Annotated in this window: 27 protein-coding genes; 16 read left to right on the top strand and 11 right to left on the bottom strand. The window is 54.0% G+C overall.

Annotated elements, in window-relative coordinates:
- Positions 1 to 76: 76 nt before the first annotated feature.
- Genes Q4544_RS09555 through Q4544_RS09565 form a run of 3 tightly spaced genes read left to right on the top strand, consistent with a single transcriptional unit; the run spans position 77 to position 2,080 of the window.
- Positions 77 to 553 (top strand): transcriptional repressor, encoded by a 477-nt coding sequence (locus Q4544_RS09555; RefSeq protein WP_303505686.1) that lies wholly within the window; start codon positions 77 to 79, stop codon positions 551 to 553.
- The gene (locus Q4544_RS09560) at positions 550 to 1,290 is read left to right on the top strand and encodes a metal ABC transporter ATP-binding protein (RefSeq protein ID WP_303505687.1); all 741 of its coding nucleotides are present in this window, start codon (positions 550 to 552) and stop codon (positions 1,288 to 1,290) included. The genes Q4544_RS09555 and Q4544_RS09560 overlap by 4 nt, the downstream gene beginning before the upstream one ends.
- Positions 1,283 to 2,080, top strand: coding sequence for an iron chelate uptake ABC transporter family permease subunit (locus Q4544_RS09565; protein ID WP_303505689.1), 798 nt, complete (start codon positions 1,283 to 1,285; stop codon positions 2,078 to 2,080). The genes Q4544_RS09560 and Q4544_RS09565 overlap by 8 nt, the downstream gene beginning before the upstream one ends.
- Here Q4544_RS09565 and Q4544_RS09570 read toward each other — a convergent pair.
- The 5 genes from Q4544_RS09570 to serB form a co-directional block, all read right to left on the bottom strand.
- Positions 2,070 to 2,564 carry a DUF2478 domain-containing protein gene (locus Q4544_RS09570; protein ID WP_303505690.1) on the bottom strand — a complete coding sequence of 165 codons (495 nt, stop codon included), beginning with the start codon at positions 2,562 to 2,564 and terminating at the stop codon, positions 2,070 to 2,072. The genes Q4544_RS09565 and Q4544_RS09570 overlap by 11 nt on opposite strands.
- 60 nt (positions 2,565 to 2,624) lie before the next feature.
- A complete protein-coding gene (locus tag Q4544_RS09575) occupies positions 2,625 to 3,389 on the bottom strand; it encodes an isocitrate lyase/phosphoenolpyruvate mutase family protein (protein ID WP_303505691.1) in 765 nt (254 codons plus the stop codon).
- Positions 3,386 to 4,450 (bottom strand): bifunctional transcriptional activator/DNA repair enzyme AdaA, encoded by a 1,065-nt coding sequence (locus Q4544_RS09580; protein WP_303505692.1) that lies wholly within the window; start codon positions 4,448 to 4,450, stop codon positions 3,386 to 3,388. Before Q4544_RS09580 ends, Q4544_RS09575 begins: the two co-directional genes overlap by 4 nt.
- Positions 4,451 to 4,559: 109 nt before the next feature.
- A complete protein-coding gene (locus Q4544_RS09585) occupies positions 4,560 to 5,318 on the bottom strand; it encodes a TSUP family transporter (protein WP_303505694.1) in 759 nt (252 codons plus the stop codon).
- A 3-nt stretch (positions 5,319 to 5,321) separates the two neighbouring features.
- A complete protein-coding gene (gene serB, locus Q4544_RS09590) occupies positions 5,322 to 6,197 on the bottom strand; it encodes a phosphoserine phosphatase SerB (protein ID WP_303505695.1) in 876 nt (291 codons plus the stop codon).
- 228 nt (positions 6,198 to 6,425) lie between these two features.
- Here serB and Q4544_RS09595 point away from each other — a divergent pair, with 228 nt between their 5' ends.
- The 5 genes from Q4544_RS09595 to Q4544_RS09615 all read left to right on the top strand — a co-directional run bounded on the left by Q4544_RS09595 (position 6,426) and on the right by Q4544_RS09615 (position 10,926).
- Positions 6,426 to 7,571: a phosphoserine transaminase gene (locus Q4544_RS09595; protein WP_303505697.1), complete on the top strand. Its 1,146-nt coding sequence runs from the start codon at positions 6,426 to 6,428 to the stop codon at positions 7,569 to 7,571.
- 95 nt (positions 7,572 to 7,666) lie between these two features.
- Complete coding sequence (gene serA / locus Q4544_RS09600) at positions 7,667 to 9,262, top strand: phosphoglycerate dehydrogenase (protein WP_303505699.1); 1,596 nt, start codon at positions 7,667 to 7,669, stop codon at positions 9,260 to 9,262.
- Positions 9,263 to 9,357: 95 nt separating this feature from the next.
- Positions 9,358 to 9,969, top strand: a complete 612-nt coding sequence (locus Q4544_RS09605; protein WP_303505702.1) for a hypothetical protein — start codon at positions 9,358 to 9,360, stop codon at positions 9,967 to 9,969.
- Positions 9,970 to 9,977: 8 nt separating this feature from the next.
- Entirely contained in the window at positions 9,978 to 10,421 is a 444-nt protein-coding gene (locus tag Q4544_RS09610; protein ID WP_368411264.1) for a metallophosphoesterase, read from the top strand.
- Positions 10,422 to 10,776: 355 nt separating this feature from the next.
- A complete protein-coding gene (locus Q4544_RS09615) occupies positions 10,777 to 10,926 on the top strand; it encodes a hypothetical protein (RefSeq protein ID WP_303505704.1) in 150 nt (49 codons plus the stop codon).
- Positions 10,927 to 10,963: 37 nt separating this feature from the next.
- On the opposite strand, the gene tdh is transcribed toward Q4544_RS09615, so the two are convergent.
- The 3 genes from tdh to Q4544_RS09630 form a co-directional block, all read right to left on the bottom strand.
- Positions 10,964 to 11,992 (bottom strand): L-threonine 3-dehydrogenase, encoded by a 1,029-nt coding sequence (gene tdh, locus Q4544_RS09620; protein WP_303505744.1) that lies wholly within the window; start codon positions 11,990 to 11,992, stop codon positions 10,964 to 10,966.
- Positions 11,993 to 12,006: 14 nt separating this feature from the next.
- Positions 12,007 to 13,194 carry a glycine C-acetyltransferase gene (locus Q4544_RS09625; protein WP_303505705.1) on the bottom strand — a complete coding sequence of 396 codons (1,188 nt, stop codon included), beginning with the start codon at positions 13,192 to 13,194 and terminating at the stop codon, positions 12,007 to 12,009.
- 290 nt (positions 13,195 to 13,484) lie between these two features.
- On the bottom strand, positions 13,485 to 14,048 hold the full coding sequence (locus Q4544_RS09630) for a helix-turn-helix domain-containing protein (RefSeq protein ID WP_303505707.1): 564 nt from the start codon (positions 14,046 to 14,048) through the stop codon (positions 13,485 to 13,487).
- Positions 14,049 to 14,160: 112 nt separating this feature from the next.
- Between Q4544_RS09630 and Q4544_RS09635 the strand changes: the two genes are divergently transcribed.
- The gene (locus tag Q4544_RS09635) at positions 14,161 to 15,336 is read left to right on the top strand and encodes an acetyl-CoA C-acyltransferase family protein (protein ID WP_303505709.1); all 1,176 of its coding nucleotides are present in this window, start codon (positions 14,161 to 14,163) and stop codon (positions 15,334 to 15,336) included.
- A 101-nt stretch (positions 15,337 to 15,437) separates the two neighbouring features.
- Entirely contained in the window at positions 15,438 to 17,585 is a 2,148-nt protein-coding gene (locus Q4544_RS09640; RefSeq protein WP_303505711.1) for a response regulator, read from the top strand.
- Here the strand turns inward: Q4544_RS09640 and yaaA are convergent.
- The 3 genes from yaaA to Q4544_RS09655 all read right to left on the bottom strand — a co-directional run bounded on the left by yaaA (position 17,570) and on the right by Q4544_RS09655 (position 20,776).
- Positions 17,570 to 18,343 (bottom strand): peroxide stress protein YaaA, encoded by a 774-nt coding sequence (gene yaaA, locus Q4544_RS09645; RefSeq protein ID WP_303505713.1) that lies wholly within the window; start codon positions 18,341 to 18,343, stop codon positions 17,570 to 17,572. The genes Q4544_RS09640 and yaaA overlap by 16 nt on opposite strands.
- Positions 18,344 to 18,373: 30 nt before the next feature.
- Positions 18,374 to 20,413, bottom strand: coding sequence for a DNA helicase RecQ (gene recQ, locus Q4544_RS09650; RefSeq protein WP_303505715.1), 2,040 nt, complete (start codon positions 20,411 to 20,413; stop codon positions 18,374 to 18,376).
- A gap of 84 nt (positions 20,414 to 20,497) precedes the next feature.
- Positions 20,498 to 20,776, bottom strand: coding sequence for a YggT family protein (locus tag Q4544_RS09655; RefSeq protein ID WP_303505717.1), 279 nt, complete (start codon positions 20,774 to 20,776; stop codon positions 20,498 to 20,500).
- A 124-nt stretch (positions 20,777 to 20,900) separates the two neighbouring features.
- Here Q4544_RS09655 and Q4544_RS09660 point away from each other — a divergent pair, with 124 nt between their 5' ends.
- From Q4544_RS09660 to arfB, 6 genes are all read left to right on the top strand, one after another.
- Positions 20,901 to 21,467: an acyl-CoA thioesterase gene (locus tag Q4544_RS09660; RefSeq protein WP_303505718.1), complete on the top strand. Its 567-nt coding sequence runs from the start codon at positions 20,901 to 20,903 to the stop codon at positions 21,465 to 21,467.
- 62 nt (positions 21,468 to 21,529) lie between these two features.
- Positions 21,530 to 22,885 (top strand): MFS transporter, encoded by a 1,356-nt coding sequence (locus tag Q4544_RS09665; protein ID WP_303505719.1) that lies wholly within the window; start codon positions 21,530 to 21,532, stop codon positions 22,883 to 22,885.
- Positions 22,864 to 23,778 carry a penicillin-insensitive murein endopeptidase gene (gene mepA, locus Q4544_RS09670; protein ID WP_303505721.1) on the top strand — a complete coding sequence of 305 codons (915 nt, stop codon included), beginning with the start codon at positions 22,864 to 22,866 and terminating at the stop codon, positions 23,776 to 23,778. The genes Q4544_RS09665 and mepA overlap by 22 nt, the downstream gene beginning before the upstream one ends.
- Entirely contained in the window at positions 23,751 to 24,641 is an 891-nt protein-coding gene (locus Q4544_RS09675; protein ID WP_303505722.1) for an esterase-like activity of phytase family protein, read from the top strand. The genes mepA and Q4544_RS09675 overlap by 28 nt, the downstream gene beginning before the upstream one ends.
- An 85-nt stretch (positions 24,642 to 24,726) precedes the next feature.
- Positions 24,727 to 25,350, top strand: a complete 624-nt coding sequence (locus Q4544_RS09680; protein ID WP_303505724.1) for a queuosine precursor transporter — start codon at positions 24,727 to 24,729, stop codon at positions 25,348 to 25,350.
- A 269-nt stretch (positions 25,351 to 25,619) separates the two neighbouring features.
- Complete coding sequence (gene arfB / locus Q4544_RS09685) at positions 25,620 to 26,039, top strand: alternative ribosome rescue aminoacyl-tRNA hydrolase ArfB (RefSeq protein ID WP_303505725.1); 420 nt, start codon at positions 25,620 to 25,622, stop codon at positions 26,037 to 26,039.
- The last annotated feature ends 124 nt before the right edge of the window (positions 26,040 to 26,163 follow it).

The following is a 26,163-nucleotide window of genomic DNA, read 5'->3' on the forward strand; positions in this document are numbered from 1 at the left end:
TGTGATGATGTAACAGGGCCTTGCATTTAGGCTAAATGTTATACTATATCAACCCCGAAACTGCCGGGGGGCTAAAATGACAATTCATGGCTTTGATCACCACGATCATTCAAGCTGCGTAGGCGATGCGCTTGCCGCGGCCGAAGCGCATTGCGCGGCTGAAAAGCTCCAGTTCACTCCGGTGCGCCGACGCGTCCTTGAAATTCTGCTGGGTGAACACAAGGCCATGGGCGCCTATGACATCCTGCCAACCCTCGCTGATGAAGGCTTGGGCAAGCAGCCCCCTGTGATCTACCGCGCCCTCGACTTTCTCGTGGCCAACGGGTTCGTCCATAAGATCGAGCGCCTAAACGCCTACATCGCCTGTGCCCACCCCGGTATGGATCACGCACCCGCCTTTATGATCTGCCGTTCTTGCAGCCGTGTTGTGGAAACAGAAAGCCGCCCCGCCGCTGGCCTGAACGCAGCAGCGAAAGACATCGGCTTTGCCATCGAGGCCACAGTGATAGAGGCCGAGGGCCTTTGCCCAAACTGTCAGGCCCCCGCTGAATGAGCCTGATCGAAACGCAAAACATGACCGTCGCAATGGGTGGACACATTGCCCTGCGCCAGGTGGATTTTCACATCAATTCAGGCGAGATTGTCACGATTGTGGGGCCGAATGGCTCTGGCAAGTCGACCTTGCTCAAGGCACTCATTGGGGCCGTCAAACCACAAACTGGAAAAGTCACGCGCCAACCGAAGTTGCGCATCGGATACGTCCCGCAAAAGCTGCACATTGATCCAACGCTTCCAATCACCGTGCAAAGGTTCCTATCCCTTCCAATACGTCGCAGTAAACAAGACATCGACAGCGTCCTAGATCGTGTTGGCGCAAACGATCTGCATGACAAGCAGATGTTTGCCCTGTCCGGCGGTCAATTCCAACGCGTGCTTCTTGCGCGCGCCCTATTGGAAAAGCCACAGCTTTTGATCCTAGACGAACCAACCACTGGCCTCGATCAGCCCGGTTCGGCCGCCCTCTATCGCCTTATCGAAGAATTGCGCACAGACCTAGGTGCCGCCGTTCTCATGGTCTCCCACGAACTGCACGTCGTCATGAGCGCAAGCGACCGCGTGATCTGTCTCAACGGTCATGTCTGCTGTCACGGCGCACCGGATATTGTGGCCTCTGCCCCAGAGTACCGCGCGCTGTTTGGAACCGGCACCCATGGCGCCTTGGCCCTATACCGCCACGACCATGACCACAGCCACGACCACGACGACCACGAGGGCTGCACCCATGCTTGATGATTTCCTAATCCGTGCCACGCTGGCGGGCATTGGCGTGGCTTTGGCTGCCGCTCCATTGGGATGTTTCGTCGTTTGGCGGCGCATGGCCTATTTCGGCGATGCCACCAGCCACGCTGCCATCCTTGGCATCGCGCTGTCTTTGGCACTTTCTCTTTCGGTCTTTACCGGAGCACTCGCTGTCGCCCTGATCATGGCCGTCACCGTTTCGGTTCTGTCCGGCAAAGGGTATGCTATGGACACACTCCTTGGCGTGATGGCGCATTCTGCCTTGGCCTTGGGCCTTGTCGCTGTCAGCTTCCTTCAAGGGGTTCGGCTTGATCTCATGGCGTATCTCTTTGGCGATATTCTTGCAGTGTCAAAATCTGACCTCGCCGTCATCTGGATCGGTGCCGCGCTTGTGGTCGCTTTGATGGTGGCGCGCTGGTCTGCATTGCTTACCTCAACCCTAAATGCTGACCTCGCCAATGCCAGTGGCATTGACCCGCGCCGGGAACAAATGATCCTAACGGTCTGTCTTGCGGTTGTGGTTGCTGTGGCGATCAAAGTTGTCGGCGTATTGCTGATTGTGGCGATGCTGATCATCCCCGCCGCCGCCGCCCGACCACTGTCCCGCACACCTGAATCCATGGCGGTCATCGCGGCCATACTCGGCGCACTTGCCGCCGTTTTGGGCCTAAGAATGAGCTATATCTACGACACCCCAACCGGCCCCAGCATTGTCTGCGTGGCGGCGGGATTGTTCATTATTGGGCTTATTTCGGGTCGATTCCGCGCGTCTACCGATTAAACCAATTGGCCAATGCCTCTGGCGTTGGCGCAACGAATTCAGCCATACCACCGCAAAACGCCTCAAACGCTTCGCGGTTCAAACCGTTCACACCACACACCACCGGCACATCCAGCGCCATAGCTTGCGCAATCGTATCGCGAAAGCCGCGCCCATTGGCCTCGTGTTTGCCGAACTTATTCAGCACCAACAAAGCCACATCCGCAGTCAATCGCTTGTTCACCTCGGCAACCGATTGCTCCAGCGATTCTGGATCCAGCCGGCAGCCCTTGGCCTCGCGTCCCAAATCTTGCGAAATCCGAATGGTCGGCCCGTCCGGCAAGACCTGCACGTCCATGTCACACAGCGGGCAATCATCCCGATCTGTATTCACCTGCACCACGCCACAAACATCGACACCCTTTGCCAGCTGTTCCTGTGCAAAACGATAAAGAACTTGGTCCAAGTCCCCTTTGCCTTCGGTCATGGTATAGGCGATTTTCATGCGCTGCGTCCTTATTGCTGCGATCAGATATAAGGGCTGGTGTTGGAATTGCCAGCGACCTTAGGTCATGCCCGCGATATAGCTCAGCGCCAAATCTTGCATCGCCAGGCGAAACGGCCCTGGCCCATGGCTGATCCGCGACACGCCAAGCTCACTCAATTCCGCCAAAGGCAACGAATCCGGCACGCGCATTACATTCACCGGCAGCGCATACTCCTCGCAAATCCGACCAATCAATTCACCGTCCACAAGACCCGGCACAAACAGGCCGCTTGCACCCGCCTCTGCATAGGCCGCCAGGCGTTCCATTGCCTGCGGCATCAAACCCGCATGCCAATCACGGTTTGGCTCCCGCAAGAACACATCCGTCCGCGCATTGATGAAAAGCTTTACGCCAAAGGCCTCTGCCGCCTCGCGCGCGGCCTTGATGCGTTTCACGTGATCTTCAAGCTTGTGCAGCCCCTTGCCGCCGATCATCTGATCCTCAAAGTTGATCCCGACAACACCCAGCTTCAGCACACGTGTCACATTAGTCGCAACCGCAGTCGGACCAACCGCATAAGCACCCTCGAAATCCAAAGACACCGGCACATCAACCGTTTTGCAAATGCGGTTCGCTGTCATCAGGGCGATCTCCAGCGGCATCTGCTCACCATCGTCAAAACCCTGCGCCGCAGCAACAGACCAGCTGCCTGTCGCAACGGCCTTTGCGCCCGCCTCGACAATCACCCGCGCCGATCCCGCATCCCAAATGTTGTAAAGCACCAAAGGGTTTCCCTTTTGGTGCATCTCTGCAAAAGCGGTCGCCAGTTCTGCCTGTGTCATGCTGCTGATTTATCCCTATAGGCCTGTTCAAGTTCTATCAGCCGCTGCTTGCGCCACAATCCCCCGCCGTATCCGGTCAAAGAACCATCCGCGCCAATCACCCGGTGACAGGGTACAATCAAAGCAATCTGATTAGCCCCATTCGCCCGCGCCACAGCCCGCACCGAAGAGGGGCGACCGATCAATCCAGCCATATCCGAATAAGACCGCGTTTCACCAGCAGGAATTTCGCGCAGCGCCTGCCAAACGTCTTTGGTGAACGCGGACCCATGATAGGCAAGGGGTACCCGAAATTCGGCACTATTCCCGCTGAAAAAGGCATCCAGCTCGGCAGCGACTTGATCCGTAATCCCAAACCGCCCAAACCCAAGCGATCCTTTGGCATAGGTCTGTAATTTCTTTAATGAACCGGGCAAGGCCTTGCGATCTACGAATTCCAGCAAATGCAGCGCGTGCTTGTCACAGACGGCCACCATCGGTCCCAAAGGCGTATCAATACAGTCCGCCCGCAACAATGCATCTTGCGCAAAACTGCCGGGGCTTTGGCCAAGCAACTTACCAAAAGCCGTTCGAAACGCACTCGGGCTTTCAAACCCGGCGTCCAACTGCGCCTCTATCACGGGACCACCCTTGGCCAAGGTTGTGAACCCCTCGCGCAACCGCCGTTGCCGCGCCATTTCTAAAAACGTCATCCCAAAATGCCGCTTAAAGGCCCGCCGCACTGTTGACGCATCTAATCCCATACGGGTCACGTCACCCTCGCTCCAGCGATAGGTTGGGCGGATTTCTAAGGCGGCGAGCAGTTGCTCAATCACCGGTTCGGCCTTGGCCATGGGCGCCAAAGGATGGCAGCGTTTACAGGCGCGAAACCCAGCCTCGATACAGGCACCAACAGAGTCGAAAAATTGGCAGTTTTCCGGCTTTGGATTGCGGGCAGGGCAGGACAATCGACAGAAAATACCGGTCGAGGAAACCCCCACCCAAGCGCGCCCTTCATAGGTGTCATCGCGGTTACACAGGGCCGCATACAGCGTGTCGTGATTTGGTAAGTCAAACATCATGCCCCCAGCTTAGACTGAGTCGCTGTAACGAGCCGCCTAAAATCGGGCGTGGATGTAAATTTGATGGATCAGAATTTGAGTATTTTTAGAAAGGTGAAGCAGGGATGTTTTACACCATATCCCACAGCAGCTTTATGGCGAGAGCGAGGGAGGTGATCACAAGCAACGGTTTGATCAGTTTCGATCCAATGCGTTGTGCCAGTTTCGCCCCAAGCCGCGCTCCAAAGATTTGCGCGACACCCATCGCCAGTCCGGTCATCCACCAAGGTGTGGCCACCACAGCAAAAGCCAATAGCGCCCCTGCGTTGGAAGCGAAGTTCAGCAATTTCGTATGGGCCGTAGCCTTTAGGATGCCGTAGCCGCCCAATGACACAAAAGCCAACATGAAAAAGCTGCCGGTCCCGGGGCCAAGCAACCCATCGTAGGCCGCGATCAAAGGCACCATCGTCGCCATAAACACAACCGGGGCCATCCGGCGTATGCGGTCGCGGTCGTCCAACCCCTTCTTGGTGGCAAAGAACACCGCGATCGCTACGAGCACAATCGGCAGAACGATCATGATCAGATTGGTCGGCAGTTTCGTGACCAGCAGCGCGCCTGCGATTGAGGCAAAGAATGAAATCACCGCCGGGACCGCTTGGCTGCGCAAATCAACATGCCCGCCGCGCGCATATGATAGCGCCGCCGTCGCCGCACCAAAGACGCCCTGCACTTTGTTTGTGGCCAGGGCCGTGACTGGATTTGCACCCGTCAGCAGCAAAACCGGAACCGTGATCAACCCACCACCACCGGCAATCGCGTCGACAAAACCAGCTGCAAAACCAGCGGCCAGCAGCATCAGCAGAATGTCGAGCGAAACCTCAAACACGACTTAGGCCGCGAATTCGTTTTTGGCGTAGCCTTGGAGATACAGCAGCGCTGTCAGGTCGCCGTGATTGATGCGCACATCGCATTCCGCTTGCAGCGCTGGTTTGCCATGAAGCGCAACACCAACTCCGGCATTTTGCAGCATCAGCAGATCGTTCATTCCATCGCCGACCGCCAGAACGTCTTCGCGAGAGATGCCCAGCTTTGCGGTGATCTCATCCAACGCTTCTAGCTTGGCTTCACGGCCAAGGATGGGGCGCACGACCTTGCCTGTCAGGGTGCCGTTAGCAATTTCCAATGTATTCGCGCGGTTTTCATCAAAGCCAAGTTCTGACGCAACCTTCGCTGTGAAAGCGGTGAACCCACCTGACACAAGCGCACCATAACCGCCATTGGCTTTCATGGTTTGCACCAAAGCCTTGCCGCCCGGCATAAAGTCGATCCGTGTCTTTAGAACATGGTCGATGATGCCTTCGGGCAGGTCTTTTAACAGACCAACGCGTTCATCAATAGCGCCTTCAAAATCCAGCTCACCGTTCATCGCTTTGGCGGTGATCTCTGACACACGCTCCCCAACGCCTGCCTCTGCCGCCAGCTCATCAATGCATTCCTGTTGAATCATCGTACTGTCCATGTCGGCCAGCAGCATCTTTTTCTTACGACCCTCAGCAGGCAGGATGATCAGATCAACACCCAGCTTTTGCAGGTCTGCCCAGACATCCCACTGGTTGTCAGGCTTGCCCGCCAAAGAAAACTCCGCCGCTTCGCCAGTGGCCAACCACTGCGCCTCGCCGCCACCCCACGCATTGCGCAGGTTTTCAACAATCGCAGCGTCCAAAGACGGTGCGGAAGGAGAGGTCAGAAGCGTGGCGATAAACATGGGGTGATTTCCCTAAAAGACCGATAATTCCATGGCCCATTATCGCAGGCAAATCAGAAATACCAGTCTGAGGCCGTGTTTCCGATCGTAAACCTGCACCGTCGCATTTTAGCGTTAAACCGCCGCATCCCCACATTTTCCCTGTTGCCCGAGTCAGCCAACCTCTCTAAGAGCAGCGGCGGGACACCCTTCCCCAACGAAGGGCATTTATCTGTAAGGATACCAGAAATGGCTACTCAGCAACCGGCAGCGCGCCCGGCAAACCCGCGTTTTTCCTCTGGCCCATGTGCCAAACCCCCTACATTCGAATTGTCCAAACTCGCTGACGCCCCATTGGGTCGCAGCCACCGCGCAGCTGTTGGCAAAGCCAAGCTGAAGGATGCCATCGAAGGCACCCGCGAAGTTCTGGGCATCCCCGCAGATTACAAAATCGGCATCGTTCCTGCGTCTGACACTGGCGCGGTTGAAATGGCTCTGTGGTCCCTATTGGGTGAACGCAAAGTTGAAATGCTGGCATGGGAATCCTTTGGCGCAGGCTGGGTGACAGATGTTGTCAAACAGCTGAAAATCGAGGCCGAAGCGAAAATCGCAGACTATGGCCAGATCGTTGATCTTGCTTCTGTTGATTTCAACAACGACGTTGTCTTCACTTGGAACGGCACAACATCCGGCGTTCGCGTTCCGAATGCGGATTGGATTGACGCCAACCGCACTGGCCTAACCATCTGCGACGCGACATCAGCGGCCTTCGCGATGGATCTGGATTGGGACAAACTGGATGTCACCACATTCTCTTGGCAAAAAGTTCTGGGCGGCGAAGCGGCCCACGGTGTGATCGTTCTGTCTCCACGCGCTGTTGAGCGTCTGGAAAGCTACACACCAGCATGGCCTCTGCCAAAAATCTTCCGCATGACCAAAGGCGGCAAGTTGATCGAAGGCATCTTTACCGGCGCCACAATCAATACGCCATCTATGCTGGCTGTCGAAGATTACCTATTCGCTCTGGATTGGGCACGCTCCGAGGGCGGCCTAAAAGGTCTGATCGCCCGCGCCGATGCAAACGCACAAGCCGTATTTGATTTCTGCGACGCCAACGACTGGATCGCAAACCTGGCCGAAGACGATGCAAATCGCTCTAACACCTCTGTTTGCCTCAAGTTCACAGATGACCGCATCCAAGACGGTGCAGCCTTCGCCAAAGCCGTTGCAAAACGCCTAGAGGCAGAGAACATCGCGCTAGACATCGGTGCATACCGTGACGCGCCAGCAGGTCTGCGCATCTGGTGTGGTGGTACTGTCGAAACTGCTGACATCCAAGCCATGCTGCCATGGCTCGCATGGGCCTTCGAAGCTGAAATCGAAGCACAAGCTTAACGTGGTGGTGGGGTAGAACCCCACCCTACCAAATTCCACAATCGTAGGGTGGGGTTTTACCCCACCGCCCCGACCCCAAATAAAGGACCAAAACCATGGCCCCTAAAGTACTTGTATCCGACAAACTGTCTGAAACCGCGGTTCAAATCTTCCGCGATCGTGGCATCGACGTGGACTTCATGCCAGAGCTTGGCAAAGACAAAGAGAAACTGGCTGAAATCATCGGCCAATACGATGGTCTTGCAATCCGCTCTGCGACCAAAGTCACACCGACCATCCTAGAAGCAGCAACAAACCTAAAGGTTGTTGGCCGCGCGGGTATCGGTACTGACAACGTCGACAAAGAAGCGTCTTCCAAAAAAGGCGTGATCGTTATGAACACGCCATTCGGCAACATGATCACAACCGCAGAACACGCGATTGCAATGATGTTCGCAGTGGCACGTCAAATCCCAGAAGCGTCTGAATCCACACACGCTGGCAAATGGGAAAAGTCCAAATTCATGGGCGTTGAGCTGACCAACAAAACCCTTGGCGTGATCGGCGCAGGCAACATCGGTGGCATCGTGTGCGACCGTGCCCGTGGCCTGAAAATGAAAGTCATCGCGTTTGACCCGTTCTTGTCTGAAGAAAAAGCAGACAAAATGGGCGTTGAAAAGGTTGAACTAGATGATCTGCTCGCGCGCTCTGACTTCATCACTCTGCACGTCCCATTCATCGCAGGCGTGACAGAAAACATCTTGTCCGCAGAGAACCTTGCGAAAACCAAAAAAGGCGTGCGCATCATCAACTGTGCCCGCGGTGGTCTGGTTGACGAAGCGGCACTCGCAGAACTGCTAAAATCCGGCCACGTGGCTGGCGCGGCATTCGACGTTTTCGCCGAAGAGCCTGCAAAAGAAAACGCACTCTTCAACCTGCCAAACGTTGTCTGCACACCGCACCTCGGTGCCGCAACAACCGAAGCACAAGAAAACGTCGCCCTGCAAGTCGCAGAGCAGATGTCCAACTACCTGCTGACCGGTGCCGTTGAAAACGCGCTGAACATGCCATCCGTGACCGCCGAAGAAGCGAAAATCATGGGTCCATGGATCAAACTGGCGGATCACCTTGGTGCCTTCGCCGGTCAGATGACAGACGAGCCAATCACAGCAATCAACATCCTATACGACGGTGTTGTTTCTGAAATGAACCTCGAAGCACTGAACTGCTCTGTCATCGCGGGTATCATGAAGAAAGCAAACCCTGACGTGAACATGGTCTCTGCACCTGTGATCGCCAAGGAACGCGGCATTCAGATTTCCACAACCAACCAAGACAAAGCAGGCGCATTTGATGGCTACATCAAAGTGACTGTTGTCACGGCTGATCGCGAGCGTTCGGTTGCGGGTACTGTCTTCTCTGATGGCAAGCCACGCTTCATCCAGATCAAAGGCATCAACGTTGACGCCGAGATCGGCGAGCACATGCTCTACACCACCAACGAAGACGTTCCGGGCATCATCGGTACTCTGGGTCAGACTTTGGGTGAAAACGGTGTAAACATCGCGAACTTCACATTGGGTCGTTCCGAAGTCGGCGGCGGCGCAATCGCCCTGCTATACGTTGACGCCGAAGTCCCTGCGGACGTTCAGGGCAAACTGAAAGACACCGGCAAATTCCGCCAAATCAAAACCCTGCGTTTTGACGTCTAATTTCGGTTAACACCTTACTAAACCTACGGAATGCCGCCCTTTCGGGGCGGCATTTTGCGTTGTAGGGTGCGGGCATTGAATGAATGAGATTTTTAATGGCAAGCCCACTTCACGTAATTCCGCTGGCGAAAGCGAAAACTATACTTATTCCGCCATTCGCCATGTTCATTGTGATTTGGATAACGCGCTACGAAAACCCGACCAGTTTTCCTGACATGAATATTCGTCTTACGTTTTCCGTGTTGTTGGGGCTTGGCATGTGGCACTTTGGCTGTTTCCCAAGTGTCAAAGGCCAGCCGTGGCAATATCGTTTACTGATATTTCTGATGCTTGGGTTTTACTTTGGTGCAGTTGTATTGCTCATGACTGAGGGCGGCGCACCGCAGGTGACGGCCAAACAATTCGCAGTTGGCTCTACGATTTTCGGAGGAGCCCTGTCGATTTTTTATAGATCAAAGAGCATCACGAAAGAACTGACCGACAGATCGATCCGAGGAGCGATCCTAATGCTCGTCCTTTGCCATTTTGTTGTTTACCTAAATATTTTTGGGGCTCAAAATCAGTTAAAAGGCTTGTTTCCTGCGTTCCTTGCTTTTGCGGGTATGGCATATGCATTCAAAGATAGTCCTAAAAAGAATTATGATGCCCTGCAGCTATTGTTAACCTTAACCATGTTCTTCCTGACGGTGTTTCAACTCTTAAACTAGGCCCCAAAATGACCACCCCAATCTACGCAATCGGCGACATCCACGGGCACCTCGATCATCTCGAAACCGCCCTCGACCGTATCCATAGCGATGGCGGGCCAGATGCTGAAATCGTCTTTCTGGGTGATTACATTGATCGCGGCCCCGCCTCAGCACAGGTGCTTGATCTGCTGATCCAAGCCAAGGCAGACAACCACCCGTGGACCATGCTCAAGGGCAACCACGACACCTACCTGCCGCTCTTTATCAAAGACGGCAACGCATACGGCAGCCATGGCCGCCCAGAAACTTCGTGGTTTGACCCGATCCTTGGCGGAGACGCGGCAATGGCCAGCTACGGCATCAACGTCCAAGACCGCGATCCAGCCGACTTCCTAGCCGAAGCCCGCGCCGCCGTCCCGCAGGCATCCGCCCCGGCGTACCCTTCGCGGATCAAATCGAAGACGACCTAATCTGGATTCGCCACGAATTCCTCGACGACCCCCGCGACCACGGCAAACTGATCGTCCACGGCCACACCTCTCGCAAAAAGCCAGAACACAAAGGCAATCGCGTCAACCTAGACGGCGGCACCGGCCGCGGTCGAGAGCTTTTCCCAGCTGTGTTCGAGGGCACAGAGGTTTGGCTGCTTACGGATGAGGGGCGCAAGCCCTTGATCCCAAAGTGTTAAACTCTCACGACAAAAAACATCAAATTTAAACTTCCTTTAACCAAACATCCCCTTTTGCGCCACATTTCACCCCCGTTTTCGCACCGCTTTCCCGCTGAACGTGCATGAGTGGGGGCGTGTAATGTATAGGTGAACACATGCAAAAGGCACGTCAAATGCAGACAGCAGAGCAAGTTTCCGGCGGTTTCGCGAAATTTGTTGAAGCTCAGAAAGAGCAGACTCCAAGCATGATCCGTTTAATTAACGGTATCGGAGATTCGACGTTGTTTAAGAAGTTCAAATATTGAACCTAAAGGCGGCGGGTTTTGGCCCGCCGCTTTAGCTTTATGTCCAATCCAGCACCACTTTGCCGGACTGACCTGATTTCATTGCTGCAAAACCGGTTTTGAAGTCATCCACCCCAAAACGATGTGTGATCACACGGCTGACATCCAGCCCGTTTTGCAGCATGGCAATCATCTTGTACCAGGTTTCAAACATCTCGCGGCCATAGACGCCCTTGATCGTGATCGCCTTGAACACGATGCGCGACCAATCCACCGGCGACTTGCCCGGCGGGATACCCAGCAACGCAATCTTGCCACCCATCACCAGCGCCTCGACCATCTGGTCTAGCGCCTGCTGATTGCCCGACATTTCTAGCCCCACGTCAAACCCTTGGGTCAGGCCCAGCTCGGCCACGACATCATTCAAATCCTCACGGGTGACATTCACCGGCCGCACCGTCGGAACCACATGTTCCGCCAACCGCAGCCGATCATCGTTAATATCCGTGATCACCACATTTCGCGCCCCAGCATGCCGCGCCACCGCCGCCGCCATGATCCCAATCGGCCCGGCACCCGTGATCAACACATCCTCGCCCAATAAATCGAAACTCAGCGCGGTGTGCACCGCATTCCCCAGCGGGTCTAAGATCGCACCGATTTCATCCGGGATGTCATCGGGCAGGGGCACCACATTAAACGCTGGCAGCTTTAAATACTGCGCAAACGCCCCTTGCACGTTTACACCAACGCCCATCGTACCCGGATCCAAATGGAACTTTCCCGCGCGCGATTGCCGACTGTCATGCTCAATCAAATGCCCTTCGCCAGAGCACCGTTGCCCAATCGACAAGCCCGTCACATCCTTGCCAAGCTCTACGATCTCGCCGGCAAACTCGTGCCCCGTGATCATTGGCGTTGGTACTGTATGCGATGCCCAATCATCCCAGTTCCAGATGTGAATATCCGTGCCGCAAATCCCGGTTTTGTTTACCTTGATCAGCACCTCATCCGGCCCAATCTCTGGCACCGGGGCTTGCACCATCCACAGCCCCTCTTCGGGTTTGGATTTCTCTAGCGCTTTCATCGTGTTTGGTTTGGTCATGATATAATCCCCAAATCCCGGCCCACCTTGCCAAAGGCCGCCAATGCACGATCCAGCTCATCCCGCGTCAGTGCTGCATTCATCTGCGTTCGAATCCGCGCCTGTCCACGCGGAACAACCGGAAAGAAGAACCCAGAGACATAGACACCCTCGTCAAACAACCGCGCCGCCATATCCTGTGCCAGCTGAGCCTCGCCCAACATCACAGGAATAATCGCGTGCTCTCCGTCCAACAGATCAAATCCAAGCTTGGTCAAGCCATCCCGCCAATAGCGCGCGTTCTCAAACAGTTTAGCGCGTTGTTCGGCCCCGTTTTCAACCAAACGAATGGCCTCAATCCCAGCCGCCACAATCGACGGCGGTAAAGAGTTCGAAAACAGATAGGGCCGTGCCCGTTGACGCAACAGATCAATCACCGGCTGCGGCCCAGCAATATAGCCACCAATCGCGCCACCCAAAGCTTTGCCCAAAGTGCCAGTCAGAATATCAACATCCACACCAAAGTGATCCGGCGTTCCCGCACCGCGTGGCCCCATAAAGCCTGTGGCGTGGCAGTCATCCACCATCACCAGCGCGTCGTATTCTTTCGCAATGCGCGTGACCTCTGGCAGGTTCGCCAAATAGCCATCCATCGAAAACACACCATCGGTGGCAATCATAATATGCCGCGCACCAGCGTCCCGCGCCTCGCGCAGTTTTGCCTCAAGGTCGGCCATATCGTTGTTGGCATAACGATAGCGCTTGGCCTTACACAGGCGAATGCCATCAATGATCGACGCGTGGTTCAAACTGTCAGACACAATCGCATCCTCTGGCCCTAACAGCGGTTCGAACAAACCACCATTCGCGTCAAAACAGGCGGCGAACAGGATGCTGTCATCCTTATTCAAGAACTTGGCAATGCGTTGTTCTAGTTCGCGGTGAATATCCTGTGTTCCGCAAATGAACCGAACCGATGCCATGCCAAACCCTTTAGGGTCCATCGCATCTTTGGCCGCTTTGATCAGGTCGGGATGATCCGCCAAGCCCAGATAGTTGTTGGCGCAAAGGTTAATGACCTGACGTCCCCCAACAGAAATCTCGCCCCCTTGAGGGGAGGTGATCATTCGCTCACGCTTCATCAGACCTTCGGCTTCGATCTGCTCGAGAGTGGAATTGATATGCGCAATGAATTGATCAGACATGAGGTGACTCCTTAATGACGGATTTAAATCTAGCATAGCGGATTTCATTCAGGAATAGGGTAAATACACAATTACGGAAAAAATCCGTGATACTGGATACGGTGAACTGCCGACAGAAATGCGTGGCTGACATGATCAGTCAGTTTTGCGATTCAGAATGTGACCGGAAAACAGACGAACACCGCCGATCCAAGATTGGGGGCGATCCTTCATTCCACGCAAAAGGAATCGTACGTTTCAGCCGCCGAAACGCACGAATTTCACATTTATAGGAAATTAAGGCGGCGGTCTTAGCTGCTTTGAACAACCAAAAGCGCGCGGGCAGGGCCATCTAGCGCTTCGATCCGGTGGGGGACATCTGCAGGGTATCGTGCTGTGTCGCCGGTAAAGACATCTTCGCTCGCATTGCCAGAAATAACCCGAACACGACCTTCAATAACGGTCAGATGTTCACGCGTTCCTCGCGAATGCGCGTTGCTCACCAATTTACCATTCTTAACAAACCGCAAATCATAAAGCTCATGATGGCCAGCGTCTTCGGGCGGGGACAGAATACGAATATTGCAGCCTTCGCCGCGATTTTCGATGCTGGGTGTATTCGCAGACCGTAGGACTTCAACTTGATCGACGGCTTTGCCGTCTTCTAAAAGTCCTGCAAAATCAACCTGTAAGGCGCGGGTTAAATTCCAAAGCGTCGCAATCGTCGGGCTACTTTCACCACGTTCGATCTGGCTAACCATGGAACGCGACACGCCCGATAACTTGGCCACTGCATCTAATGACAGCCCTTGAGAGCGACGCGCTTCTTTAAGGCGCGCGGGCAAAAGGTTAAGAATTTCGCTATCCGTATTCATGGTCCAGACCTGCCGTGCCGTAACGACGAAGTCAATCCGTCGTCACGTTAAACTAGGCAAACTTTGACGAAGCTGTCAGTCATTCCACAACTTATTTCAATCGGAGAGTCTCATGACCGATATCGTAATCCTAGACGGTGCGCGCACCGCAATCGGTACTTTTGGTGGCAGCCTTTCAGGCGTGACCCCAATTGAATTGGCAAAAACTGTTTCAAAAGAAGCGCTTAACCGATCCGGTGTTGATCCAAAACAGATCGGCCACGTCGTTTTTGGCCATGTGATTAACACCGATCCCCGCGACATGTATCTCAGCCGCGTTGCCGCAGTAGAGTCTGGAATTCCACAGGAAACGCCAGCGATGAACGTGAACCGCCTATGTGGTTCAGGCATGCAAGCTATTGTTTCTGCGGCACAATCTTTGATGTTGGGCGACGCCGACTTCGCGCTTGCTGGCGGTGCAGAGAACATGAGCCGCTCTCCCTACATCATCCAAGACCAACGTTGGGGCGCAAAAATGGGAGACATCAAAACCCTAGATATGATGCTTGGCGCGCTGAATTGCCCTTTCGGAACCGGCCACATGGGCGTCACCGCGGAAAACGTTGCGACCGAACATAACGTGTCACGCGAACAAATGGATGACTTCGCCTTACAAAGCCAAACACGCGCTGCAGCAGCCATTGAAGCTGGGTATTTCGATGCGCAAATCACGCCTGTTGGTGTCAAAAAGCGTCGGGAAATCATAGACTTCGCGAAAGATGAGCACCCAACCAAATCCACGTTGGAAACACTGTCTAAATTGCGCCCAGCTTTCCAAAAAGAGGGCCGCGTCACCGCCGGTAACGCCTCTGGCCTAAATGACGGCGCCGCAGCCTTGGTGCTCGCGCGAGCGGATGCTGCGGAAAAAGCAGGCCTTAAAGCCAAGGCGCGCGTTTTAGGCTATGCCCATGCCGGCGTACGCCCAGAGGTGATGGGCATTGGTCCAGTGCCAGCCGTGCAGAACCTGCTGAAAAAAACAGGTTTAAATATCAATGACTTCGACGTCATCGAATCCAACGAAGCCTTTGCATCACAAGCCATTGCCGTGAACCAAGAGCTTGGGCTTGATCCGGCAAAGGTAAACCCAAACGGCGGCGCAATCGCATTGGGCCATCCAGTCGGAGCGACAGGCTGTATCATCACCCTAAAAGCATTGTACGAACTAGAGCGCATTGGCGGCAAAAGAGCCCTCATCACTATGTGTATCGGTGGCGGCCAAGGGATCGCATTGGCGATTGAAAGGCTCTAATCCAGCGGAATTCGCAAATTAATTTCTGACTGACCCGCTTTAAGAAGATATTCACAGCTATTCCCGATGCTGCCCAAAGTGGCATGCAAGAGGATGTGAATATGCCGGTTGGTCAGAAATTGGCAATGGAACGCCGCGCTCGTTTGGCGGCAGAGCGATTGCTTGCCCAGAAACAAGCCGATCTGGACGAGGCACAGGCGCTATTGTCCAGATACGCGCGCGAATTTAGCGCCGAGATTAAGCAAACGCGCGCCAAAGTCGAAAGTTACCGGCACGAGAACGCGCGCGTTAAAACCGATTTACGTGACGCAACCCAAAAGGCGCAGGCTGTTGAACGGCGCCTATGGCACGCGATTGCCAGTATGGATGATGGGTTTGTCATCTATGATCAGGATGACAAACTGATCATGGCGAATGAGACATTTCATTCATATTTTCGAGGCCTTGCCACAATTAAGCCAGGCATGAGCATTCACGAGGTCGTGCGCCTTGCAGCATCCGTAGGCATCATTCGATTAGGCGGGGAAACCCCAGAAAAGTGGCAAAACGAAATGCTGTTGCGGCGATCCGACCCACAAGCGGCCCGTATTATCAGCCTGCGGAACGGTCGTTATATCCGTGTGATTGACCGGCGTTGTCCCTCTGGTGATTTGGTGAGCCTGTTCATTGATATTACGGATTCAGTTCAGGCTGAACATACGTTGAAAGACGCCCAAAAACAGGCAGAAACCGCAAGCCGTGCGAAATCTGCATTCTTAGCAAATATGAGCCATGAATTACGAACACCTATGAATGGCGTGGTTGGCATGGCCGACCTGCTACGCGAAACCGAACTATCCGAAGAACAGCGTGTCTTTGTCGATACGATCCGCGGGTCCGGGCAAGCGTTATTAACCATCATCAATGATGTCTTAGACTACTCAAAAATTGACGCCGATCAGTTAGAGCTGCGTTCAGATCCATTCGATCTAGAGCAATGTATTCATGACGTTTTGCGGCTGTTGCAACCTGCAGCGCGCAAAAAGGGCCTCGCCCTATTGGTTGATTACGACCTGTTTTTACCGACCCAATTTTTGGGAGACACGTTAAGAATCCGGCAAATATTTACGAACCTTATCGGGAATGCAGTTAAGTTTACAGAAACCGGGCATATCTTTGTTCAAATCGTCGGCAGCACAGATACCGACATAGGAACTGCGCATATTCATGCATCCGTGCAGGACACGGGTATCGGCATTCCTCCAGATCAATTGAGCCGCATTTTTGCGCGGTTTCACCAAGTCGAAACCGCCAACAACCGTGGCTTCGAAGGCACTGGTTTGGGGCTGGCGATCACCAAGCGGTTGGTTGAACAAATGCAGGGCGAAATTTGGGTGGATTCCGAAGTTGGACAGGGTGCGAACTTTGGGATTCAGATCGAACTGCCGCTTGATCCCTCTGCAGATATGACGCCGCCGCAACTCCCACAGGAAATCGGACATGTATTGGTTGTTGATGATCACGCGACCAATCGCGCGTTGTTAGAAAAGCGTCTGTCTCGGCTTGGTGCGAATGCTACGGGGTGCTCCTACAACGAAGAGGCAATGCCACATGCAGGCAATGCCGATCTTATTCTAGCGCACCATGAAATGCCGGATAGCGATAGCTTTGCCTTAGCAAACACATTGCGGGAACAGGGGCTGCGCGTGCCTATTTTGGTGTTTGCATCCGCGATTGATTTGATGTCAGAGCGCGCCGAAACGGCGGAACTTCGGGGCCGTTTGGGAGATCCGTTTACAGACCGCGAGTTACTTCAAAAGCTCACTAATTCGAATACAGGTTTGGTGCAGACACGACAGAACAAGAAGCTGCGCGTATTGGCGGCAGACGACAATAAAACAAACCGCCTTGTGTTAGAAAAAATGCTACAGTCAGAGGACATAGAGCTGACGCTGGTCACCAACGGGCTTGAGGCTGTCAAAGCGTATGAGCAACTGAAGCCGGATGTGATTCTGATGGATATTTCCATGCCCGAAATGGATGGCCGCGAAGCAACAGAGCGCATTCGCGCGATGGAAGATGCGTCAGCAAACCCCACACGGATCATTGCGCTAACGGCTCATGCTGCCGACGACATAAAGGAAAGCCTGATTGCCTCAGGGCTTGATGACATCTTAACCAAGCCACTGAACAAAGGGCTGCTGATCGCAACGTTAGATAATCTAAGGCAAAGTGCGGAGGAACCGCACCGGCATCAGGCCTCTGGATAATCGCGTAGGAAAACCCACTGGTCGCCTTCGCTCATCTCGGGTTGATATGTATAGCCGCCCATGTCGAATTCTTTGATCGCCTCGGGGTCTGTCAAACGCCGTTGAATGACATAACGCGCCATGCTGCCGCGCGCTTTCTTGGCAAAGAAGCTAACAATTTTGGGCTGACCGTTTTTCAGCTCCATGAACACTGGCGTAATCACCCGTAGTTTCAGCGCCTTTAGATCGACCGCGCCAAAATATTCTTGAGACGCGCAATTGATCAATGTGTCGGTACCCAGCGTTTCAGCCGTAGCATTCAGGTTCTTTGACAAAGTATCGCGCCAGAATTCATACAAGTTCTTACCGCGCCGGGTTTTCAAACGGCTGCCCATTTCTAGCCGATAGGGCTGAATCGCATCCAACGGTCGCAACACGCCATAAAGACCGGACAAAATCCGCAAATGATCCTGCGCCCAGTTCATTTCGTCAGGCTCCAGCGACTTAGCCTCTAGGCCCATATACGTGTCACCCGCAAAGGCCAGCGCGGCTGGACGCGTTGAAAACTCATCCGGCTCCATTTCAAAGGCTTTAAAACGATCCCGATTGAGTTTCGCCAAATCGGCGCTCAGGCTCATCAGTTTTTGCAAATCCCCAAGCGTCAAATTCCGCGCGGTTTTCACCAACTTTTCAGCCTCAGAATGCAGCGCGGGTGTGGTGGTCTCAACGGCGACCGGATCCCAATCCAGACGTTTTGCAGGGGAAACTACGACGAGCATTTCGTATCCTTCAGTTGGGGTAGTGACGGTTTAATCTGCCTCACGCAGGACGTCCAGAAAAGCATCGGCAAATCGTTCGGCCCGCTTATCGCCCAATATGCGCGACATGGAACCGGTATCTTTGGGCCGCGTTGACGCGACCTTGGCAAGCAAAGAGGCAGAACAGGTCAACGGCTTATCAATACCATCAGGCCCACGTGACAAATCCGTTTGCACTTCGAGTAAGCGGTCATAAATGGAACCGGCCTCTCGGCCTGCCAGCTTGCGTCGGCTAGGGTGCAGGGTCTCGGCCTCGCCGGTAATGACCTCTAGGAAATCATCGCCATAGCGTTCCAATTTTTTGGCGCCAACACCGCCAATAGCTGCCATTTCGTCTAAAGTATTCGGGCGCTTTTCAGCCATTTCGACCAAGGTTCGGTCGTTGAAAATGATATAGGCAGGCACTTTAGCGGCCTCTGCCAATGCGCGGCGTTTGGCCTTTAGCGCTGATAGCAGTGGTGCATCTTCTTCGTTGACCATTGCCTTAACAGCAGGGCGGCGAGAGGTGGCTTTGCGGATGCTATCCTTGCGAAGTTGGATAGAGGCCTCGCCCTTTAGGATCGGCAGGGCATCATCCGTCATGCGCAGCGCGCCGTGGCGTTCAGGGTCCGGACGGATTAGATCATAACCCATCATTTGCCGGAACACGCCCTGCCATTGGCGTTTGTCAAATTCCTTACCCACGCCAAACGTTGGCAGGGCATCATGCCCTTTTTGGCGCATACGATCCGTGTCGTTTCCCTGCAAGACATCAATCAAATGCCCTGCACCAAACCACTCGCCTGTGCGCAGAATGGCTGACAATGCTTTGCGTACAGCCTCGGTGCCATCAAACAATTCCGCCGGGGTATCGCACAAATCGCAATTGCCGCAGGTCACCTGAGTTTCGCCGAAATACCGTAACAAGGTCGAGCGACGGCAATGCAAAGCTTCGGCCAGTCCCAACAGCGCATTCAATCGCGCATGATCGGCGGCCCGCATTTCTGGCGGCGCCAAACCTTCGTCAATTTGTGTGCGGCGTAGGCGGATGTCCTCGGGGCCGAACAAGGTGAGCGTTTCAGCCGGTCCGCCGTCACGTCCCGCGCGACCGATTTCTTGGTAGTAGGCCTCAATTGATTTCGGCAAATCCGCATGGGCGACCCAACGAATATCGGGTTTGTCGATGCCCATCCCAAAGGCAACCGTGGCCACAACAATCAACCCATCTTCGCGCTGAAATCGGGTTTCTGTGATCCGTCGATCCTCGGCATCCATACCGCCGTGATAGTGTAGCGATAAATGCCCTGCGTCGCGGAGTGCTTTTGCCAAGGCCTCGGTCTTAGCGCGTGTGCCGCAGTAAACGATCCCGGATTGCCCTTTTCGAGCATCTGCAAAGTCGAGGATTTGTTTCCGTGGGCTGTCCTTTGCACCAAATGCCAGATGGATGTTGGGGCGGTCAAAGCCGTGCAGAAAGGTTTCAGGCGCTTCGCCGTCAAACAGCCGACGCACAATTTCATCGCGGGTTTCAGCATCCGCCGTCGCGGTAAAAGCGGCCAAGGGGACATCCAAGGCCTGCCGCAATTCGCCAATCCGCAAATAGTCGGGTCGGAAATCATGGCCCCATTGGCTGACGCAATGGGCCTCATCCACAGCAATTAAAGACACTCCAATACGGCGCAACATTCCAAGGGCCGCACCAGACGACAGCCGCTCTGGGGCAATATACAACAGCTTCAAACGACCAGCTTCTATGGCATCCCAAACAGCGGCGGTTTCTTCTTCTGTATTCCCGGACGTTAATGCACCTGCTTCAACACCGGCCTCGCGTAAGGCGCGCACCTGATCGCGCATCAACGCAATCAACGGCGATATCACGACAGTGACACCGTCGCGTACCAAAGCAGGCAGTTGGAAGCAGAGGGACTTACCACCCCCGGTTGGCATAATCGCTAAGACGTTTTTGCCTTGGGTGACCGCATTGACGATATCTTCCTGTCCAGGACGAAAGGCGTCAAACCCGAAAACGGTGCGCAACAGCGTGGCGGCGGCCATAAAAATCCCTGCAATAAGTCTCTGCTCGTTGCAGGGAATGAATCATATCAGCGTTGCGCGTACAAGCGCGCGACGTTCACAACTTTAGAATACTGTCGGCAAAACGTAGCCGCGCAACCAGATGATCAAGATAAAGACCACAAGCGGAGCCAAATCCAACGGGTGCGTGTTTGGCAGAATGTTCCGCACGGGGCGATACACCGGCTCAAGCAAGCGGTTCAAACCATACCAGATTTGCGCAACGAACTGCTGGCTGGTGTTCAGAACATTAAAGTTGATCAACCAACTCATAATGATGTGCACAAGCATAATAAAATATGCTGCATCCAGCACTAGACCTATCAAACCGCCAATTGCATTCACGTGTATCATCCTTTGTTGATCAGACTGACAATTAAGCATCGAACCCCAAAAGGGCAAGAGTGCCGCAAGGTCGGTGTTGACCTTGGTTTCTTTCAGCGAAAGACCGGACGCAAGGAGAATGCATATGTATCCAGTAATTCGTATGATTTGGAACGGGGTCAAAGCCCGCCGGCAACCAGCCTTAGGTTTACTTGAAACGCATGTCTCGCATCACATTTGCATGCCGTGGGACATTGATTTGTGGCGCGAGCTGAATAATGGGCGAACGCTAACCATGTATGATTTGGGGCGTATACCATTGGCGATCCGGACTGGAATGATCCGGCATCTAGCGAAACACAAATGGGGTCTAACCATTGCCGGCGCAGTTGTTCGCTATCGCCGCCGTATTCTTATGTTTGAAAAGTTCGAGATGCGAAGCCGCGCCATAGGGTGGGATGATAAGTTTTTCTACATGGAGCAATCCATTTGGAAGAAAAACGGCGACTGCGCCAACCACGCGATCTTTCGCACGGCAATTATCAGCAAAAAAGGTATGGTTCGCGCGCCAGAAGTGATGCAAGCGTTTGACCCGGAAAGCACCTCGCCTGAGTTACCAAGTTGGGTCCAAACGTGGTCCAATGCCGAGGATCAACGCCCTTGGCCTCCCATGCAAGATTACCTCAGTTCGTCACGAACTGCCGCGCAGTAGTCAGAAGCGCTTGCGTGGCTAGGTTTACCCTGCGTAAGTCAACATAGACACTGGGGATTGTCATGACGCAAATTTCATCTCGACGCCGTATTTGGGGTTGGTTCTTTTTTGATTGGGCCAGCCAGCCGTTTGCGACGCTCCTTCTAACGTTTATTTTCGCGCCTTACTTCAAAGAGTTGATGGGTAGCGGGGCAGAGGCCCAATCGGCCTGGGGCCTAGGTGTCGGGATGGCCGGTATCGTAATTGCCTTGCTTGCGCCGATCCTTGGGGCAGCAGCGGATATTTCCGGTAACCGCATGCGCTGGATTTGGCTGTTTTCGATCCTTTATGTCGTCGGGTCCTTTGGGTTGTGGTTCGCAGCCCCTGATAGTTTCAATCCAACATTAACTTTGGTGATCTTTGCAATCGGCCTGTTTGGTGCGGAATTTGCGACGATTTTCACCAACTCCATGCTGCCCGATCTTGGCTCCAAAGAAGAGATCGGTCGCATTTCTGGCAACGGCTGGGCCTTTGGCTATTTGGGTGGTTTGATTGCGCTGATCCTTATGCTGGCTCTGCTTGCAGAAAACGCAGAAACTGGCAAAACCATGATCGGTATATCGCCAATTTTAGGATTAGATGCCGCGGCCCGCGAGGGCACGCGTGCGGTTGGTCCGCTGACAGCAATTTGGTTCATGGTTTTCATGGTTCCGTTTTTCCTTTGGGTACGTGATCCGAAACCAACCAAAGCCGCAAAAGGCGCGTTAAAATCAGCTTTACGCGATGTTGCCAAAACGGTGCGGTCACTGCCAAAAACACCTTCGCTCTTTTCCTATTTGGGCAGCTCCATGCTGTATCGCGATGGCCTTAGCGGGATGTATACCTTTGGCGGTATCTATGCCGCTGGTGTGTTGAATTGGAGCGTTCCGGATATTGGGACATTCGCCATCATAGCGATTGTTGCTGGTGCAATATTTGCAAAGCTTGGGGGCTGGATGGATGACAAATTCGGCCCGCGTCCCGTCATTATCGTATGTATTGCGGCGCTGGCTGTCGCTGCGATTACCATCGTCTTTATTTCGCGCGACAGCGTGTTCCGTCTTCCAGTCGCCGAAGGGTCAAAATTGCCGGACATCGCATTTTATATTGTTGGCGCGGTGATCGGTGCCGCAGGTGGTGCTTTGCAGTCCGCCAGTCGGACAATGATGGTACGCCAAGCGAACCCAAATCGTATGACCGAAGCGTTCGGCCTTTATGCGCTTGCGGGCAAAGCAACTGGTTTTTTGGCGCCGCTTTCGATCGGTATTGTCACGAGCATCAGCGATAGTCAGCAAATCGGCATCACTCCGCTGATAGTTCTTTTTGTTTTAGGTTTCTTGCTGCTATTCTGGGTGAAACCAGAAGGGGACCGGGCAGTATGGGACGATTCCTCCAACTAATTACGATTCTAGCGGCGCTCTCCGCATGCCAATCAGAGCCTGAAACAACGTCACGGGTGTCTTCAAGACAAGCGATCCCGCCTACGATGCAAGGCGTGCAAGCCAAACAATTGTTTGGGGCGCACGGCCAAGGATCTGTGCAATCGCCAGCGCCTCATGGCAGCTATGCCAAGGGATGTTTGGCCGGTAGTGCAATGCTGCCTGAAACCGGCCCAACGTGGCAGGCCATGCGCCTTTCGCGCAATCGCAACTGGGGACATCCAGAAACAGTTGATTTCGTGCGAACCCTATCTGCCAAAGCCGCCAAACAACCGGGATGGGAGGGGCTATACATTGGTGACCTCAGCCAACCCCGTGGCGGCCCAATGCTTTCCGGTCATCGCAGCCACCAGATCGGCATGGACATCGACATTTGGATGCTCCCGCCAAAACGGTTGGACCTGACCCGGCAAGAGCGTGAGAATATCAGCTCCATCTCAATGCGTCGCGCAAATGGGGCCTACGTGAATTCCAGCTGGACGCGTCAGCATCACGAAATCCTAAAAGCCGCCGCGAAAGACCCGCGCACCGCACGCATTTTTGTGTTCCCGGGCGCTAAGGTGCAGATGTGTAATGATGAAAAAGGCGACCGCGCTTGGCTACGTAAAATCCGCCCATGGTACGGCCATCACTATCACTTCCATGTGCGTCTAAGCTGCCCCGATGATGCGCCGGGCTGCGTGAACCAGGCCCCCCCTCCGGCAGGGGATGGGTGCAAGGATGCGGAAACTTGGGTGAGCAACATCTTGAATCCGCCGCCGCCGAACCCAAATGCCCCTAAACCCAAACCTAGAAGAGAACTCACAATTGCGGACCTTCCCAACCAATGCGTAAACGTTTTGCAATCGCAGTAGCTGCGGCGCTTTTGGTAGGCTGGCAAGTACGCGCAACACCAGAGGGTGTTGCGCAATTTGTGTCAGCGACGAAGTGGCACCAATCCGATGACTGGTTCGGCGGGTTTTCTGGCATCGAAGTGCTAGACGGCGGCAATAGTTTTGTCGCTATTTCAGATCGCGGCCATATCGTGCAGGGCACCTTCGCACGCGATGCAGATCAGATCGCTGACATCTCAATTGATCAAGATCATCAGATATTGGGTCTTAAAGGTGAAGTGCAAAAACGGTTCCGCCGTGACACCGAAGGGTTGGCCATCAGAAACGATGGCCGTCTTTATGTGTCTTTTGAAGGATACCACCGGGTCTGGGCCTATATGTCCGTCGGCGCACAAGCCGCAGGCATTCAGCGCCATGTCGATTTCAAAACCATGGCCAACAATGGTTCTCTGGAAGCCTTGGCAGTGGACGACAACAACCATCTTTACACCTTGCCAGAAGATTCATCGACATCTGACGGAAGCATTCCAGTCTATCGTTATGCAAAAGGTGAATGGACCAATCCGTTCAACCTGCCCAACAGCAGCAGCTACCACCCTGTTGGCGCTGACTTTGGCCCCGACGGGAAATTCTATCTGCTAGAGCGTGGTTTTAATGGCTTTGGCTTTAAAACGCGCGTGCGCCGTTTCGAAATCACAGCAGAGGGCGCAACTGCCGAAGAGATGCTTTTACAAACGTCAACCGGTGTGCACGATAACCTCGAAGGCATTTCTGTGTGGAAGGATGATCAGGGCCGTATTCGGTTGACCATGGTCTCTGATGATAACTTCATGTTCTATCAACGCACAGAGATCGTCGAATACCTGCTGCCTGACTCCGCTTGATTTAAGTCTACCGTATCGGTACACGCCGTCTGTCCTGCCGCGGTGGCAGGGCCGAGTCGCCGCCACCTTGTAAAACGGTTCAAATATGAAACAGACTTATCTTCCTGGCATTCTTGCCATGGCCGCCATCGTCGTGGCCTCAAACATTCTTGTGCAATTCCTGTACGGCGATTGGCTGACCTATGGCGCCTTCACCTATCCCTTTGCATTCCTTGTCACCGATGTGATGAACCGCGTCTATGGCGCCCCAGCCGCACGCCGCGTTGTGTTCATCGGCTTTATCGTCGGCGTAATCTGCTCTTTGATCGGCACGCAAATCCAAGGTGACTTTGGTCCGCTGGTCACAATGCGCATTGCAATCGGTTCCGGCCTCGCATTCCTCACGGCGCAATTGCTCGACGTGGCTATCTTTGATCGCCTGCGCTCCGGCCAATGGTGGCGCGCGCCTTTGGCCTCCACACTGATCGGCTCATCTGTCGATACGGCTCTATTCTTCACCATTGCGTTCTCAGGCAGTCTAACCTTCCTGGAACCTGCCAATGATGTCAGCTGGGCTGGCGATGTGCTGCCACTTCTAGGCCAAGGTCCAGAAGCCCCGCTTTGGGTATCTCTCGCGGTTGCTGATTGGTTGGTTAAGCTTTCGCTCGCTCTTGTTGCACTTGTGCCTTTCCGCATCATAGTGGGGAAAGTGTTACACAAACCTACATGATTTTGTTTTGACATACGCAAATTCTGTGGCAGGCTAGTGTTACGCGAAACCAATTGAAGGGAGGTGCCCATTGTCTAGAGAAGTAATGGAGAGCAGTGTCGGAACAGTTCGGAGGGATTGTAGTTAGGGCAGCCCCTAGCTGACATGAAAAACGAATTGGTCGCTGCCTAACCGGCGCACCTCCCAACATCTCGAAGGGCTGTTCCCGCGCGTGGAACAGCCCTTTTCGTTGCCCTTTCGAAACGCGCGATTTTGGCCTATTGAACACTATGCTTGTCGTAAACGAACAGATCACTTTGCAAGATTGGGAACTGACCGAACAGTTCATGCGGGCCTCTGGCCCCGGCGGGCAAAATGTGAACAAAGTCTCAACCGCAGTAGAACTTCGTTTCGAAGCAGAGCGATCCCCCAGCATCCCAGCCCAAGTCAAATCGCGCCTCAAACGCCTGGCGGGTCGTCGTTGGACAAAAGAGGGCGCGTTGATCATTCAATGCGATGAAACGCGAAGCCAAGCCCGCAACCGCGACATCGCGCGTGACCGTCTCGTAGAATTAATCCGCAAAGCGACGATCAAACCAAAGCGCCGGATCGCAACAAAACCAACCTACGGCAGCCAACAACGCCGCCTCAAAGCCAAAAAAGTGCGCGGCGCAGTCAAAAACCTTCGTGGCAGAGTTGATGACGACTAATACTTTTTCTTGATCCAAATACCTTGGGGTCTGGGGCAAAGCCCCAGCCGACATCACAAAACGCGAATAACGTCTTTGTCGATCCCCAACATATAACCGCGCCGGGCGACGTTCTTTACAAGCA

This window comes from Cognatishimia sp. 1_MG-2023 (assembly GCF_030548175.1).
Taxonomy (GTDB): domain Bacteria; phylum Pseudomonadota; class Alphaproteobacteria; order Rhodobacterales; family Rhodobacteraceae; genus Cognatishimia.

Excerpts from the sequence above, each read along its gene's own strand:
- Q4544_RS09555 (WP_303505686.1), top strand. The coding sequence starts at position 77 with ATGACAATTCATGGCTTTGATCACCACGATCATTCAAGCTGCGTAGGC.
- Q4544_RS09560 (WP_303505687.1), top strand. The coding sequence starts at position 550 with ATGAGCCTGATCGAAACGCAAAACATGACCGTCGCAATGGGTGGACAC.
- Q4544_RS09565 (WP_303505689.1), top strand. The coding sequence starts at position 1,283 with ATGCTTGATGATTTCCTAATCCGTGCCACGCTGGCGGGCATTGGCGTG.
- Q4544_RS09570 (WP_303505690.1), bottom strand. The coding sequence starts at position 2,564 with ATGAAAATCGCCTATACCATGACCGAAGGCAAAGGGGACTTGGACCAA.
- Q4544_RS09575 (WP_303505691.1), bottom strand. The coding sequence starts at position 3,389 with ATGACACAGGCAGAACTGGCGACCGCTTTTGCAGAGATGCACCAAAAG.
- Q4544_RS09580 (WP_303505692.1), bottom strand. The coding sequence starts at position 4,450 with ATGATGTTTGACTTACCAAATCACGACACGCTGTATGCGGCCCTGTGT.
- serB (WP_303505695.1), bottom strand. The coding sequence starts at position 6,197 with ATGTTTATCGCCACGCTTCTGACCTCTCCTTCCGCACCGTCTTTGGAC.
- Q4544_RS09595 (WP_303505697.1), top strand. The coding sequence starts at position 6,426 with ATGGCTACTCAGCAACCGGCAGCGCGCCCGGCAAACCCGCGTTTTTCC.
- serA (WP_303505699.1), top strand. The coding sequence starts at position 7,667 with ATGGCCCCTAAAGTACTTGTATCCGACAAACTGTCTGAAACCGCGGTT.
- Q4544_RS09605 (WP_303505702.1), top strand. The coding sequence starts at position 9,358 with ATGGCAAGCCCACTTCACGTAATTCCGCTGGCGAAAGCGAAAACTATA.
- Q4544_RS09610 (WP_368411264.1), top strand. The coding sequence starts at position 9,978 with ATGACCACCCCAATCTACGCAATCGGCGACATCCACGGGCACCTCGAT.
- Q4544_RS09615 (WP_303505704.1), top strand. The coding sequence starts at position 10,777 with ATGCAAAAGGCACGTCAAATGCAGACAGCAGAGCAAGTTTCCGGCGGT.
- tdh (WP_303505744.1), bottom strand. The coding sequence starts at position 11,992 with ATGAAAGCGCTAGAGAAATCCAAACCCGAAGAGGGGCTGTGGATGGTG.
- Q4544_RS09625 (WP_303505705.1), bottom strand. The coding sequence starts at position 13,194 with ATGTCTGATCAATTCATTGCGCATATCAATTCCACTCTCGAGCAGATC.
- Q4544_RS09630 (WP_303505707.1), bottom strand. The coding sequence starts at position 14,048 with ATGAATACGGATAGCGAAATTCTTAACCTTTTGCCCGCGCGCCTTAAA.
- Q4544_RS09635 (WP_303505709.1), top strand. The coding sequence starts at position 14,161 with ATGACCGATATCGTAATCCTAGACGGTGCGCGCACCGCAATCGGTACT.
- Q4544_RS09640 (WP_303505711.1), top strand. The coding sequence starts at position 15,438 with ATGCCGGTTGGTCAGAAATTGGCAATGGAACGCCGCGCTCGTTTGGCG.
- yaaA (WP_303505713.1), bottom strand. The coding sequence starts at position 18,343 with ATGCTCGTCGTAGTTTCCCCTGCAAAACGTCTGGATTGGGATCCGGTC.
- recQ (WP_303505715.1), bottom strand. The coding sequence starts at position 20,413 with ATGGCCGCCGCCACGCTGTTGCGCACCGTTTTCGGGTTTGACGCCTTT.
- Q4544_RS09660 (WP_303505718.1), top strand. The coding sequence starts at position 20,901 with ATGTATCCAGTAATTCGTATGATTTGGAACGGGGTCAAAGCCCGCCGG.
- Q4544_RS09665 (WP_303505719.1), top strand. The coding sequence starts at position 21,530 with ATGACGCAAATTTCATCTCGACGCCGTATTTGGGGTTGGTTCTTTTTT.
- mepA (WP_303505721.1), top strand. The coding sequence starts at position 22,864 with ATGGGACGATTCCTCCAACTAATTACGATTCTAGCGGCGCTCTCCGCA.
- Q4544_RS09675 (WP_303505722.1), top strand. The coding sequence starts at position 23,751 with ATGCGTAAACGTTTTGCAATCGCAGTAGCTGCGGCGCTTTTGGTAGGC.
- Q4544_RS09680 (WP_303505724.1), top strand. The coding sequence starts at position 24,727 with ATGAAACAGACTTATCTTCCTGGCATTCTTGCCATGGCCGCCATCGTC.
- arfB (WP_303505725.1), top strand. The coding sequence starts at position 25,620 with ATGCTTGTCGTAAACGAACAGATCACTTTGCAAGATTGGGAACTGACC.